The sequence below is a fragment of the Paenibacillus lemnae genome (assembly GCF_012933385.1).
Classification (GTDB): Bacteria; Bacillota; Bacilli; order Paenibacillales; family Paenibacillaceae; genus Paenibacillus_AQ; species Paenibacillus_AQ lemnae.
In genome coordinates, this window is sequence record NZ_JABBPN010000027.1 from 18,982 (window position 1) to 32,372 (window position 13,391).

The 13,391-nt window shown below is 45.5% G+C and carries 14 protein-coding genes; 5 read left to right on the forward strand and 9 right to left on the reverse strand.

Annotation, left to right across the window (positions count from 1 at the left end):
• Positions 1–11: 11 nt before the first annotated feature.
• From proC to mtnB, 4 genes are read left to right on the forward strand one after another with little or no spacing between them, the layout of a single operon-like run.
• Positions 12–881, forward strand: coding sequence for a pyrroline-5-carboxylate reductase (gene proC, locus HII30_RS19785; RefSeq protein ID WP_169506764.1), 870 nt, complete (start codon positions 12–14; stop codon positions 879–881).
• Entirely contained in the window at positions 878–2,095 is a 1,218-nt protein-coding gene (locus HII30_RS19790; protein ID WP_169506765.1) for a 2,3-diketo-5-methylthiopentyl-1-phosphate enolase, read from the forward strand. The genes proC and HII30_RS19790 overlap by 4 nt, the downstream gene beginning before the upstream one ends.
• A gap of 6 nt (positions 2,096–2,101) precedes the next feature.
• Complete coding sequence (locus HII30_RS19795; protein WP_169506766.1) at positions 2,102–2,779, forward strand: 2-hydroxy-3-keto-5-methylthiopentenyl-1-phosphate phosphatase; 678 nt, start codon at positions 2,102–2,104, stop codon at positions 2,777–2,779.
• A gap of 3 nt (positions 2,780–2,782) precedes the next feature.
• On the forward strand, positions 2,783–3,442 hold the full coding sequence (gene mtnB / locus HII30_RS19800) for a methylthioribulose 1-phosphate dehydratase (RefSeq protein WP_169506767.1): 660 nt from the start codon (positions 2,783–2,785) through the stop codon (positions 3,440–3,442).
• Positions 3,443–3,851: 409 nt separating this feature from the next.
• Here the strand turns inward: mtnB and HII30_RS19805 are convergent, their stop codons facing one another.
• Both HII30_RS19805 and HII30_RS19810 read right to left on the reverse strand, forming a co-directional pair.
• Positions 3,852–4,361, reverse strand: a complete 510-nt coding sequence (locus tag HII30_RS19805; protein WP_169506768.1) for a GNAT family N-acetyltransferase — start codon at positions 4,359–4,361, stop codon at positions 3,852–3,854.
• 19 nt (positions 4,362–4,380) lie between these two features.
• Positions 4,381–5,193, reverse strand: coding sequence for a CPBP family intramembrane glutamic endopeptidase (locus tag HII30_RS19810; RefSeq protein WP_169506769.1), 813 nt, complete (start codon positions 5,191–5,193; stop codon positions 4,381–4,383).
• Positions 5,194–5,305: 112 nt separating this feature from the next.
• On the opposite strand from HII30_RS19810, the gene HII30_RS19815 reads away from it, so the two are divergent.
• Positions 5,306–6,166: a pentapeptide repeat-containing protein gene (locus tag HII30_RS19815; protein WP_169506770.1), complete on the forward strand. Its 861-nt coding sequence runs from the start codon at positions 5,306–5,308 to the stop codon at positions 6,164–6,166.
• Between the two features lie 88 nt (positions 6,167–6,254).
• Here the strand turns inward: HII30_RS19815 and HII30_RS19820 are convergent, their stop codons facing one another.
• From HII30_RS19820 to HII30_RS19850, 7 genes are all read right to left on the reverse strand, one after another.
• Positions 6,255–7,013, reverse strand: coding sequence for a DnaD domain-containing protein (locus HII30_RS19820; protein ID WP_169506771.1), 759 nt, complete (start codon positions 7,011–7,013; stop codon positions 6,255–6,257).
• Positions 7,014–7,024: 11 nt separating this feature from the next.
• Entirely contained in the window at positions 7,025–8,320 is a 1,296-nt protein-coding gene (asnS, locus tag HII30_RS19825) for an asparagine--tRNA ligase (RefSeq protein WP_169506772.1), read from the reverse strand.
• Between the two features lie 29 nt (positions 8,321–8,349).
• A complete protein-coding gene (locus HII30_RS19830) occupies positions 8,350–9,561 on the reverse strand; it encodes an acetate/propionate family kinase (RefSeq protein ID WP_169506773.1) in 1,212 nt (403 codons plus the stop codon).
• Positions 9,558–10,430 (reverse strand): 3-hydroxyacyl-CoA dehydrogenase family protein, encoded by an 873-nt coding sequence (locus HII30_RS19835; protein ID WP_169506774.1) that lies wholly within the window; start codon positions 10,428–10,430, stop codon positions 9,558–9,560. The genes HII30_RS19830 and HII30_RS19835 overlap by 4 nt, the downstream gene beginning before the upstream one ends.
• A gap of 137 nt (positions 10,431–10,567) precedes the next feature.
• Positions 10,568–12,070: an AAA family ATPase gene (locus tag HII30_RS19840; RefSeq protein ID WP_169506775.1), complete on the reverse strand. Its 1,503-nt coding sequence runs from the start codon at positions 12,068–12,070 to the stop codon at positions 10,568–10,570.
• Positions 12,063–12,596 (reverse strand): hypothetical protein, encoded by a 534-nt coding sequence (locus HII30_RS19845; RefSeq protein WP_169506776.1) that lies wholly within the window; start codon positions 12,594–12,596, stop codon positions 12,063–12,065. Before HII30_RS19845 ends, HII30_RS19840 begins: the two co-directional genes overlap by 8 nt.
• Positions 12,597–12,824: 228 nt before the next feature.
• On the reverse strand, positions 12,825–13,319 hold the full coding sequence (locus HII30_RS19850; RefSeq protein ID WP_169506777.1) for a lactoylglutathione lyase family protein: 495 nt from the start codon (positions 13,317–13,319) through the stop codon (positions 12,825–12,827).
• Positions 13,320–13,391: the final 72 nt, after the last annotated feature.

Genomic DNA, 13,391 nt, shown 5'->3' on the forward strand with positions numbered 1-13,391 from the left:
AGGAATCATCTGTGTGCCAATCCCCTCAAAACCGCCCTTTAATTGATAAAAGAATTACTTTCTACGGTGCAGGCTCCATGGCAGAGGCGATTGTAAAAGGTCTTGTCAGCCGCTCTGTTGTACAGCCTGATAACATCTTCATGTTGAACCGCAGCAATATCCAGCGGCTTCAGGAACTGCAGAATAACTACGGGGTGCAGACAGAGAATGACCCGGAGCGCAAACTGGAAATTTTGAAGACCAGTCCCGTCATTGTGCTTGCCATGAAACCGAAAGATGCTGCGAAGGCATTAAAGGAACTCGGTCCTGTGCTGTCCGAAGACCAACTGCTCGTATCTGTCATCGCAGGACTTTCGATTCAGACGACCCATTCTTTGCTGGGTCAGCAGCAGCCGGTGGCGCGCACGATGCCAAACACGTCCAGCTCGATTGGCCTTGGATCCACAGGAATTGCTTTTTCCAAAGGAATTCAGGATGACATGCGGCAGCTGGTTATGACGCTGTTTGAAGCGGTTGGAGATGTAACCGTGATTGAAGAAGATAAAATGGATATTCTGACCGGAATATCCGGCAGTGGTCCCGCTTACTTTTATTACATGATGGAAGCCATGACTGCAGCGGGAATTCGCGGCGGTCTGACAGCAGATCAGAGCCGTGAGCTGACCCTTCAAACGATCATGGGAGCTGCCCGAATGGTACAGGTTACCGGTGAGCAGCCCTCCGCACTAAGAGCAAAAATCACTTCACCCAATGGTTCAACCCAGGCAGCACTGGAACGTTTGGACCAGGGGGATTTCTTTGAAACTGTTATAGCCGCCGTTAACCGCTGCGCAGAGCGTTCGCGTGAAATGGGTGCGGCGCTGAAAGGACAAACCTCATGAGCCATTGTATTGCAACCTATCGAATTCACGATGATCGTGCTGATTTTCATAAGAAAGCGGAGTCCATCGCTGTCGGAATGACCGTTGGCAGCTGGACCGAGCTGCCGCAGGCCAAACGCGAAGCAATGAAAAAGCATTTGGGCGAAGTCTATGCCGTAGAAGTTCATGAATCTGCTGATGGAACAGAAGGAAGTCGTTACGCAGATGTTCGTATTGCTTATCCTGATGTCAATTTCAGCCGGGATATCCCTGCCCTGCTTGTCACGGTATTCGGAAAAATTTCCATGGATGGACGAATCAAGCTGATCTCGCTGGATTTGTCTGATAACTTTTTATCTTCTTTTCCCGGACCCAAATTCGGCATTGACGGAATCCGCCAGCTGCTCGGTGTTTACGATCGTCCCCTGCTGATGAGCATTTTTAAATCCGTGATCGGACTTAACGCTGCTGAATTGAGAGAACAGTTCATCCGGCAGGCCCGCGGAGGTGTAGACCTTGTCAAAGATGACGAAATTTTGTTTGAAAATGATCTGACGCCGATTGAGACGCGAGTTCGTCTGTGCATGGATGCAGCCAGAGATGTAGAAGAAGAAACAGGTAAAAGACTGCTGTATGCTGCCAACCTGACGGGCCGCACTTCCGGACTGAAGGAACAGGCTCTGCGAGCCATTGATGCAGGCGCAAATGCCCTGCTCTTCAATGTGCTATCCTACGGCTACGACGTCCTGCAGGAGCTTTCATCAGATCCGGACCTGACCGTGCCTCTCATGGCTCACCCGGCGCTTGCAGGTGCTTTGTATCCATCGCCACATTACGGCATTGCTGCACCTGTACTGCTGGGACAGCTGATGCGGGTTGCCGGAGCAGATCTGGTGCTATTCCCTTCACCGTATGGTTCCGTAACGATGCCTAGGGAAGAAAACCTGTCCATCCGGGATCAGCTGCATACGACTTCACTAGGTATGAAGCGCAGCATGCCTGTTCCCTCTGCCGGCATTCATCCTGGACTGGTTCCAAAAATCCTGCGTGACTTCGGTACAGACGTTGTCGTCAATGCAGGTGGAGGCATTCATGGCCATCCGATGGGAACCGAAGCTGGAGGACAAGCCTTTGTCCAGGCTATCGATGCTGCGGTGAATGGTATATCCTTGACCGAACAAGCGGCATCTCATCCTGCACTGAAAGCGGCTCTGGACATCTGGGGAGGAGAATAAAACATCATGAGATCAGACAAACAGCCGATTGTTTTTTGTGATTTCGACGGCACGATTACTGACAACGACAACATCGTAGCCATTATGAAGCATTTTAAACCTGAGGGCGTTGATGATATTATTCAAGATACGCTGGATCGCAACATTTCCATTCGTGAAGGTGTAGGTGCGATGTTCGCCCTATTTCCTTCCAGCCAGCAGGAGGAAATCACCTCATTCGTGATCAATCAAGCAGTCATTCGGGCAGGATTCGGAGAATACCTGGACTATTTGAAAAGCCAGGGTATCCCCTTCTATGTCACCAGCGGAGGCATTGACTTTTTCGTCAAGCCTCTTCTAGAGCCATTTGGCATTCCAGAGGATCACATTTTCTGCAACGGAGCGGACTTCAGCGGCGACACCATCGAAATTACCTGGCCCCACCCATGTGGGGAAGGCTGCAGTAATGAGTGCGGAATGTGCAAGGTGACTGTAATGAAGGATTTTTCGCCTGATGACTATTTTCGGATTCTGATCGGCGACAGTATCACCGATTTCGAAGGGGCCAAAAAAGCGGATCTGGTTTATTCCAGAGCAGCCTTAACTGAACAGTGTGAAAAATTGGGAGTTAACCATGTACCATTTCATAATTTCCATGACATTATTCAAGATATGAATTTAAAATCCAGCCAGGGGGTTCTATAAATAATGAATTTTTCGGACATTACACTGGAGCAGAAACAGACTGCGCTGCAGGAGCTCCATCAAGTGAAAGAGCTGTTCGCATCCCGGGGCTGGTTCCCTGGAACAAGCGGCAATTTATCCGTACGTGTTGGAGATTTTCAAGAGGATGAATTTCATTTTGCTGTAACAGCGAGCGGGAAAGACAAATCGGTGCACACACCCGAAGATTATTTATTCGTGGACCAGAATGGTAAACCTTGTGAAGCGACACGCTTGAAGCCGAGTGCCGAGACGCTGATTCACTGTGAGATTTATCGCAAAACCGGCTGTGGAGCTATTTTTCACGTGCATACAATCGATAACAATCTAATTAGTGAGTATTACGGGAAGCAGGGCTTTGTTCCTGCCCAAGGGATTGAACTGATCAAAGCATTTAATATTTGGGAAGAAGATGCCTCTATTTCGATCCCTGTATTACCCAACTATGCCGAAATCCCACGAATTGCGGAACTCGTGCCAGGCGCACTGGACGTAAGCGTTCCAGGCATTCTTCTGCGCAATCATGGCATTTATGCCTGGGGACGTAATGCTTTTGAAGCCAAACGCCATTTGGAGGCCTTCGAATTTATTTTTGAGTATACGTATAAGCGTCTCCTGCTGGAAGCTGCCAGACCTTTGAAATAAATAATTTTCTGTTATATAGGATGAACTTAAAAATTACATACAGGTTCACTTCGATTGAGAACCATCTTCCGATCGCTGTTATCCCCGGATTTTTTTCGAATTTAAATACTATAAGGGTTAAATCCGGGGATAAAGGCGACCGCTTCGCTTCTCCAGATCGGTTCTCACTCTCCGTTAAACGTGTAATTCTTATTTTCAATCTATATAGATAGATTAAATATTAATATTTACCTTTCCGGGTGGCTGCGATGGCAAGTGTTCTTACGACCGCTGTTGCCTCTACAGAATCACTTGTCACCTCCGCTTTAGATGATTATTTTCTTTAGTTCATTCTATGTAAATAAGGCTGTCCCTAAAGATCTTAGATCTGAAGGGACTGCCTTATTTTTTGATGATTTCGCCTTGTCATTTATTCAAGTAGTTTTGACATGTAAAACTCATCAATAAAGCGGCCATCCACTTTAATCGCATTCCTTTTTGTACCTTCCACCTCAAACCCCGCAGAGTGATACAACCGAAGTGCTGTTTCATTATGACACATCACCGTGAGTTCCAATCTTGTAACTCCACGGCCCCTAGCCCAGTTCTCCAGATTTTCCAAGAGACGTTTGCCGATGCCTTGCCCTGTATATTTCTGCTGAATTCCAATTACAATGTAAATAGAATGCTTTATCCGTTGAAGTTCTGATCCGCTTCCGACAATAAATCCGGCCAAATCTTTATCATCAGTACATGCAAGCAGCATAACGGAATGCTTCGATGCCTGCATTGTTTCCAGCCTTTTAGTCTGCATTTCTTTTGTAATCTGACGTTCTCCAGGTTCATAAAGCATAAACTGCGTTTCACCATCCAGTTGTTCAAGCAGACGAATAAGCGCTTTGGCATCCTTGGGACCAGCCTCGCGAATCACGATCGTCATACGCTCTCTCCTTTTTACTCTAAAATATCATGCCGCTCAAAACAAAAAGAATATTCATGATGATATGCATGATGATGACAGGCAGCAGACCTTTGCTTTGGACGGCCAGGGCCGACATCATCCAGCCGAATACAGCAAACAGCAGACATATTTCCCAGCCAAACCCCAGATGGAAATGATAGAATCCGAAGCCGGTACCGGCTATGAAAATACCTTTAATTTCTCCGAACATCCCGGTGAACCCGCTCAGCACATATCCTCTCCACAGGATTTCTTCCAAGATACCATTGATCAATCCAAATGCTATTCCGTACAGCAGCAGCTGTCCGAGTGTATCTTTCCTCCAATCGATGAACCATACGAATGAGAATATAGTAATGACCGTGAAGATGATCAAAAAACGCCAAACTGGATCCTTAATATACCCTTTCAAAATGAATGGAAAATAAACGGGCCCTGCAAAACTTCCTGGCGCCAGCCATTGCCTATGCAGTTTAAATCCAATTTGGACAAGAATGATGGGAACAAGAAGACCGATCAGACCTGCTCTGGATACGATGATGGACCACTCATGTGATTCATTCAGGGTGACTTGAATATAATCGCTGAGTTTCATGTAGCATGGAAATCCGATCATTATGGCAGCTGTCATAGCTGCTCCCTGTTTTACCTGTACATTCGATACAGCAGCGGCCACGCCGATCAGGAGAAGAAATACACTAATAATCACAGGTAGAGATACGAACTGTGCCGCTGCCACAGCGCCCGCAAAAGCAACCACACAACTCAAATAAAAAATGTACGAGCTCTTCGTCTTTATGTTGTTCAACATGTTTGCTCCTCTTTATCTATGTATATTAATTAACTACTTATGCAATCTTTTGATAACTTCCAGTATACTATTCATATCTATCAAATTGTAAACCATAAGGAGTTTCAATGTCATGTCAATCTATACAAGCGGCTCTGCTGCCAGCCGTAACCGTCTGAAGGCAGACTGCGAGCAATGTTTCGGATTGTGCTGTACGGCACTTCCCTTTTCTTCCTCTTCCGATTTCGCCATGGATAAACCTGCTGGACAGCCATGTTCTAATCTAAACGATCATTTCAAGTGCGGTATCCACAGCCGCCTGCGGCAATCCGGATTCAAAGGATGTACGGTCTATGACTGTTTTGGAGCAGGTCAACAGGTGTCCCAGATTACGTTTAAGGGTGTCGACTGGCGTGAAGATGCTTTAAAGGCCAGTTTGATGTTCCACGTCTTTCCAATGATGTGGCAGCTTCATGAGCTGCTGTGGTATGTAACCCAAGCAAGAGAAATGTGTTCCTCTTCTACTGACGGGCTGGAACTTGAACAAATGCTGGATAAAACAGAACAGCTCACCTTACTGGGCCCAGAGGAATTAGCTCAAATCAATCTTCCGGAGCACCGGGCAGAAGTTAATACGCTGCTGGTGAAGTATAGTGAACAGATCCGTGCTGAAGCTGCAAGCAGATTTAAAATATCTTCAAGACACAACATAAAGCGGGGGGCGGATCTGATTGGTGCCAAACTCAATAACGCCGACCTGCGCTGTGCAAATTTGAGGGGTGTGTATTTCATTGCCTCCGATTTAAGAGGTGCAGATCTGCGATTTGCTGATGTCATTGGCGCGGATTTCCGGGATGCCGATATTTCCGGAGCGGATCTTTCCGATGTCTTATTTTTGACTCAAATGCAGGTGAATGCTGCAATAGGCGATAAATTAACAAAGCTCCCGCCCTATTTCGATACGCCGGATCACTGGCTGACTTCTACCTCATAAATTTTGAACTATGTTTAACTTTATAATAACTCAGAATAAATCAAAGGAGAGGCAGTCCCTTTCATTCTAAACGGGACTGCCTCTCCTATTATCTGCCGATATTTCTGAATTTTTGAGTATAAGCTTTGGCATCCTGCGCTGTGCGCACCCGATTGCGGCTCCACTCCAGCAGAATACGATCAATATATCTCAGGTGAACTTTGCCTGCAAAGACAGCTTCCTTCAGAGCAAGTAGAATGAGCTCATCTGGATACCGATCCTGATCGATCCATCCTGATATCGTTTCTAACTCCATCGGTGATAACGGACGGCCAAACTCTTTTTCGAAGATGGTGAACATATTTCGTTCTTCCTTCTCCTGCTCTATGTGAGGACGAGGTTCAGCAGGCGTAGAAGCACCTTTTCCAGCAGGCTTGCGAGAGGACTCCACATTTCGGGAAACAGTCTCTTTCACTGGAGACTCCCACTGCTCTTCGGCCATAAATTCCGCAAGTTTCAGATAGGTACCCTGGAGGTTATACCGCTCAAACTGAATCCCCCGCTCAGCATCCGTATACTCATCAATCGTGATCCACTGTTCTTTCATTAACCGCTGCAGACTGGCAGCAATAGACTCTGATGGAGTGCCTGTCACCTCTTGAAGCTCCTCCAGAGATGGAAAAGCATTGTGCTCTACCTGTCCGAAGCCAAGAAGATGAACCAACAGCATACAATCGCTGTCACTCAAGTCCAGCCGGCGGTAGAAGCGCAGCAGCGAATAGGGAATCATGGCAATCCCTTGATTCATTCCTACTGCTGCCCCTGCAGCCCAAGCTTTGCTAAGTTCTTGCTTATTATGATTATTCATAATAGTGCCGTTTACGGATATAACCGGTACAGCGTACGCGGGAACGGAATGGTTTCACGCACATGATCCAGGCCGCATATCCAGGCCACTGTACGCTCCAACCCGAGACCGAAGCCGGAATGCGGCACGGTACCATACGTTCTAAGATCCATATACCACTGATAGGTCTCCATCGACAAGCCATGTTCTGCAAACCGCTCTTCCAGCAGCTTCGGATCATCAATACGCTGGGACCCGCCAATAATTTCACCATAACCCTCAGGAGCGATCATATCTGCACATAAGACAACGTCAGGCCGGTTAGGATCAGGCTTCATATAGAAAGATTTAATCTCTGCCGGGTAATGCGTAATAAAGACAGGCTTCTCATATTTTTCAGCAATGGCCGTTTCATGTGGAGCTCCAAAATCCTCTCCCCACGAGATTTCATGACCTTCAGATTGTAGAAATGATATGGCCTCATCATATGAAATTCTTGGAAATGGTGCCTGAATGTTCTCAAGTTTCGAAATATCTCGACCTACGGCTTCCAGTTCCATACGGCAGTTTTTAAGGACAGACTGCACGACATGGCTGATAAACTGTTCCTGTACAATAAGGCTTTCCTCATGGTCTGTGAATGCCATCTCCGGTTCAATCATCCAAAATTCAATCAGATGTCTGCGTGTCTTGGATTTTTCCGCACGAAATGTCGGTCCAAAAGAATACACTTTGCCCAAAGCCATGGCTGCCGCTTCCATATACAGCTGCCCACTTTGCGTCAGATAAGCATCTTCATCAAAATACTTGGTGTGAAACAGATTCGTTGTCCCTTCAGCAGAGGTCGGCGTCAGGATCGGAGGGTCTACCAGCGTAAAACCGTTGGTATCAAAATACTCCTGGACCGCACGAATAATTTCTGCACGAATCACCATCACAGCTCGCTGCTTTTGACTGCGAAGCCATAAATGACGGTGATCCATCAGAAAATCAACACCATGCTCTTTCGGGGTAATCGGGTAATTTTCCGTCAGATGAATAACCTCGATGTTCGTAACCGTCATTTCATATCCGGATTGGCTGCGCGGTTCCTCACGGATCACACCTGTAACATATAAGGAGCTTTCCTGCGTCAAGCTTTTGGCATCATTCCAGATTTGTTCTGAAACCTCACTTTTAACGACGACTCCCTGAATATAGCCTGTTCCGTCACGAAGCTGCAGAAACTGGATCTTGCCGCTGGATCTTTTATTGTTAATCCAGGCTCCGATCGTAACCGTCTCTCCAACATGCTGATGGACTTGGCGTATGGCACTTTTTTTGGTCATGCAAACAATCTCTCCTTAAACATGCAGTTTTACTGCGAGTTTGCCGCGTTCACGATGCGATGGGTATCCCTGGCAATAACCAATTCCTCATTGGTAGGAATTACTAGAACCTCTACTTTGGAATTCATTGTAGAAATTCGACGGGGATCGCCGGAACGAATCTTGTTCAGCTCCTCGTCCAATTCCACACCCAGATAGGTGAGCTGTTTCAGTACACGGTCACGAAGCACGATCGAGTTTTCTCCGACACCTGCTGTAAACACAATGACGTCGACCCCGTTCATAGCTGCTGCATAGGACCCGATATACTTACGCAGACGATACTCGTACATGTCAAAAGCGAGCGTTGAATGCGGCTCTCCCTTTTCCATACCTTCGGTAATCTCACGCATATCGCTGCTGATGCCCGAAATCGCAAGCAGCCCGCTGTGCTTATTCAGCATGGAATTCACTTCATTGACTGTCAGTTCCTCTTTGTTCATTACATAAGGAACGATGGCCGGATCGAGGTCACCGCTGCGTGTACCCATCATCAAGCCTTCCAGCGGCGTCATTCCCATAGAGGTGTCGATAGACTCACCGTTCTGAACGGCGGTTATGGATGCACCGTTGCCGATATGACATGTAATGATCTTCAAATCCTCAATCGGCTTGTCCAGAAATTGGGCTGCAGCGTGACTGACATACTCGTGCGATGTACCGTGTGCACCGTAACGACGGACTTTATATTTATTATAAAGAACTCGGGGAATGGCGTATAGATATGATTTTTCCGGCATGGTCTGATGGAAGGCTGTATCGAATACAACAACCTGTGGAATACCAGGCATGTTGGTTTCAGCTGCCTTGATCCCCATCATGGACGCCGGGTTATGCAGTGGAGCCAGGTCAAATAAACGACGGATTTCTTTTTTCGCTGCTTCATCCACCAGCGCGGAAGCTTTGAAAGATTCGCCACCATGAACAACACGGTGACCCACAGCCTGTATTTCTTCAATGGAAGATATGACACCATGTTCTTCATGGGTAAGCATGGAAAGAACTTTGCGGATCGCCGTAATATGTTCCAGAATTTCACTCACTTCTGTCACTTCCTGCTTGCCTGCCGGTTTATGAGTCAGAATAGAGGAGTCCATCCCGATACGCTCAACCAGTCCTTTAGCCAATACGGATTCGTCTGTCATGTTATACAGCTGATATTTCAGAGACGAGCTACCTGCATTGATTACTAAAATTTTCATATCCGGTCACCATCCTTGTCGTACTTGAAGAAGCCTTCTCCTGTTTTAACACCGAGCTGGCCGGCCCGCACCATTTTTTTAATGACAATGGAAGGACGATATTTCAGCTCTCCGAATTCACGGAACATTCTTTCAAGAGCAGCCAGTACGGAATCCAATCCGAAACGGTCTGCCATTTCAAGAGGACCATGCTGGAAGCTGTATCCTATACGCATGGCATCATCGATATCTTCAGGGGATGCCACACCTTCTTGAAGTAGATGCAGCGCCTCATTGATCAGCAGACAAATCATACGGCTGGATACAAAACCAGGTGATTCAAATACCATGATCCCTTTTTTCTCTACAATTTCTTCTACGAATCGCTTCGTTTCATTAAAAGTATTGTCAGACGTTTTCAGTCCGCGAATGATTTCTACCAGATCGACTTTAGAAACAGGATGAATAAAGTGCATGCCAATCACCCGCTCCGGGTACATGGTCGAGCTTGCTAGCTCGGTCAAACTGAGAGAGGATGTATTGCTTGCCAGTATAATATGACTTGGACAAACCTGATCCAGCTGCGCAAACACCTGTCTTTTGGCTTCCAAATCTTCAGTAATGGTTTCGATCACCATATCGCAGCCACTTAGCTCTGCAAAATGAGTCACCTTCTGAATTCTTCCCAGAATCAATTTTTTCTCAGCCAGTGTGATCCCCCACTTTTCCAGCTGCTTGTCGAGACTTGTCCCGATCATGTCATATGAATACTCAAGTTTCTCTGGAGTTTTCTCCACCAGCATGACATCAAGGCCCTTAGCTGCGAGCATTTCAGCAATGCCCTGGCCCATTGTTCCTCCGCCGATGACTCCGATTTTTTTGAAATTCATGGTTCTGCTCCACCCTTTCTTTGGATCCTATACTTTATTGTACCCTTCTTTATCGAATCATACATTTATACGGGCACAAGATATAATAATATCTTAGCACGTTGAAAAAGTAAAAAAAAACAGCCAGGCATAAAGAACTATGCTGGCTGAAGTGCATTTTCACGAAATTGACAACGAAATTGCTCGCCGGAGAGAATTTCTTCCGTCATCAGGATGTCCAGTGAATGATCAAAGATCGGACGATTTTGAAGCAGCAGCTGTTTAGTCTGCCCCATCAGGTTTTCCAGAATTTGATTATTCTCTTTCATTAACTCTTCTGTCGTTACCATATTCATATTAACAATTCCTAGTGATGTCAGTCCGGATTTCATCATCGTTTCTACGATATTGATGGACTGTTCAAAATCATTGCTGGAGCCTGTGCTTCTTCCGCCATAATAGATTTCCTCGGCAGCAGCACCACCAAGCGCAATCATAATCTGTTCCTCCAGGAATGTTTTTGTATATAAATATTGTTCCTGCTGAGGATTATGACGCACATACCCCAAAGCCTTACCGCGGGGACTCAGAGCCACCTGTTTCACACTGCCCGGACGAACGAGTTCTGCCATAATGGCATGTCCAAGTTCATGTATGGCCACACGTTTCTTCTCTTCCAGGTTCGACTCACGATCAGAACGTTCACCCATCATCACTTTGTCGATTGCCATGGAAAGGTGACTTTGACGGATCATGTCCACACTCTCACGCATCGTATAGATAGCAGCTTCATTCATAACGCTTTCCAACTGAGCTCCGGAGAAACCATATGCTTCTTCTGCAATCTTATCCAGATCCACATCTGGATGAAGAGGTTTGTTGCCTGCATGCAGATTAAGAATGTGCGTTCTCGCTTTTTTGTCTGGCAGATCGACCTGAATATGCCGGTCAAAACGGCCCGGACGAAGCAGAGCGCTGTCGAGCATCTCTTTGCGGTTCGTTGCAGCAATGACGAGCAAACGCGGCGATTCGGAAGAATAGATTCCGTCCATTTCTGTTAAGAGCTGGTTCAGGGTCTGGTCATACTCCCTTTGCTGACCCCCTTCACGCTTCCCGCCAATAACATCAATTTCGTCAATGAATATAATAGCATTTTGTTTGTTTTCTTTTGCAGCCCGGTTACGAGCGTCTTTAAACAAATCCCGGATTCGCCCAGCACCGACACCGACGTACATTTCAACAAACTCACTACCGGATGCTGCTACAAATACGGAGTTAGTATAGTGTGCAGCTGCTTTAGCCATTAGCGTTTTACCTGTTCCCGGAGGGCCAGTCAACAAGATGCCTTTCAGTGGACGGATACCGAACTTTTGGATTTCTTCATGTCTTATGAGAAAATCAAGCGCTTCACGAAGCTCCTGCTTGGCATTCTCCTGTCCGCCAATTTCTTCAAACGTTAATTTAGCTGGTGCGACTTTTTTTCGGTTACGGTCACTCGCAGCACCTACTGCAATGCCGCCTTTCATTTTTAAAACCATAAACAACGCACCGATGAGGACGGCTGCTATCAAAAGGGGTACCATATTAATGCCAACAAAAGCTAAAAACAAGATCAATACAGGAACAAAACCTATAGCTGCTTCTTTTATCCATCTAGGCATGATTCCATACCTCCATTTTGCCGGGCTGACGCGGCAGAATAATATATTTACCTGATTTACCATCGGTTAAGCTTACATATACATTTTTATCATCAATTTGCGCTTTCGCCTTCAGATTCGGCTGATCCTCAGCCAAAGCATTCAGTGAATCTAAAATATCCGTATACTGTCTGCTGTCCATCGCTTCTGCAACAGACAACATCGCATCATCCCACCACTGATCGAGCACCTCGGATGAGTGATCTTCGACTTCGATTTTCAACTCACGGCTTCCAATTACACTGCGGCCTTCCTTGTTCACATGATTCACAAGATCTCTTAAATTTGTTTCAGGCTTTAAATTAAGTTTCAAAGTGACGGTGTTGTGTTTAATATCTATTTGAGAGCTGTTCACGCCATCGTAATTCGATACAACCTGAGTTAAAGGACTTTGCAAAGCGAACTGCCGATAGAGAAACCAGCCTCCAAAAAGAACAGATGCTGTAATAACAACAGAGAGCATTATAGGAACAATGCGAAGTTTCAAAGAAAGTTCCTCCTTCAAACTTGAAATGTGAAACTAGGGTTTGTTTTCTTTGCTATTTTCTTTTCTGCTAATTTAATACATGTATGAGTATATCACATTATATATACGATTTCATTTACAACTGTGAAAATATTGAAAACATTTTTTGTGTAAGCGTATTCATATCGCTGCGCTCAAATACGGCTAAGGATCACCCTTAGCCGTATTTTTACTGTCCATAATGATATTTTAATACGCTCCCTGCGAATATGTTAATTCATAGCTGTGACTATAAATTTCGAAAATATTTCCAAATGGATCCTCTACATATACCATGCGATACGGTTTATCACCTGGATAATATTCTCTAATTGGCATACGTTGTTTTCCACCGTGCAGCTTGATTTTCTCCACAAGTCCTTCAATATCTGGATCTTGAATGCAAAAGTGAAAAATCCCCGTTTTCCAATATTCAAAATTATTATTGGGTGTCTCATTCTCAGGGAATTCGAACATTTCAACACCAATTTTATCACCAGTTGCTAAATGGGCAATTCTGAACGTTCTCCAATCTTCTCCAAAAACATCCCTGCACATTTGACCAATCGGAGTGTCATCATTCTCGATCTCCGATGGTTTCATGATTACATACCACCCTAAAACTTCGGTGTAGAATTTAACAGCTTGTTCCAGTTTGGGTACTGAAAGACCAATATGTGAAAATGTTTTAGGGTAAGTAAACATTGTTTTCACTCCTTATCTTATATCATGTATTTTAGTTTGTACGATGAAGCACATTTATATTATGATTTATCA

Coding starts and splice junctions, on each gene's coding strand:
- HII30_RS19795 (WP_169506766.1), top strand. CDS start 2,102: ATGAGATCAGACAAACAGCCGATTGTTTTTTGTGATTTCGACGGCACG.
- HII30_RS19850 (WP_169506777.1), bottom strand. CDS start 13,319: ATGTTTACTTACCCTAAAACATTTTCACATATTGGTCTTTCAGTACCC.
- HII30_RS19835 (WP_169506774.1), bottom strand. CDS start 10,430: ATGAATTTCAAAAAAATCGGAGTCATCGGCGGAGGAACAATGGGCCAG.
- HII30_RS19830 (WP_169506773.1), bottom strand. CDS start 9,561: ATGAAAATTTTAGTAATCAATGCAGGTAGCTCGTCTCTGAAATATCAG.
- HII30_RS19820 (WP_169506771.1), bottom strand. CDS start 7,013: ATGAATAATCATAATAAGCAAGAACTTAGCAAAGCTTGGGCTGCAGGG.
- HII30_RS19815 (WP_169506770.1), top strand. CDS start 5,306: ATGTCAATCTATACAAGCGGCTCTGCTGCCAGCCGTAACCGTCTGAAG.
- HII30_RS19840 (WP_169506775.1), bottom strand. CDS start 12,070: ATGCCTAGATGGATAAAAGAAGCAGCTATAGGTTTTGTTCCTGTATTG.
- HII30_RS19805 (WP_169506768.1), bottom strand. CDS start 4,361: ATGACGATCGTGATTCGCGAGGCTGGTCCCAAGGATGCCAAAGCGCTT.
- HII30_RS19790 (WP_169506765.1), top strand. CDS start 878: ATGAGCCATTGTATTGCAACCTATCGAATTCACGATGATCGTGCTGAT.
- HII30_RS19810 (WP_169506769.1), bottom strand. CDS start 5,193: ATGTTGAACAACATAAAGACGAAGAGCTCGTACATTTTTTATTTGAGT.
- asnS (WP_169506772.1), bottom strand. CDS start 8,320: ATGACCAAAAAAAGTGCCATACGCCAAGTCCATCAGCATGTTGGAGAG.
- mtnB (WP_169506767.1), top strand. CDS start 2,783: ATGAATTTTTCGGACATTACACTGGAGCAGAAACAGACTGCGCTGCAG.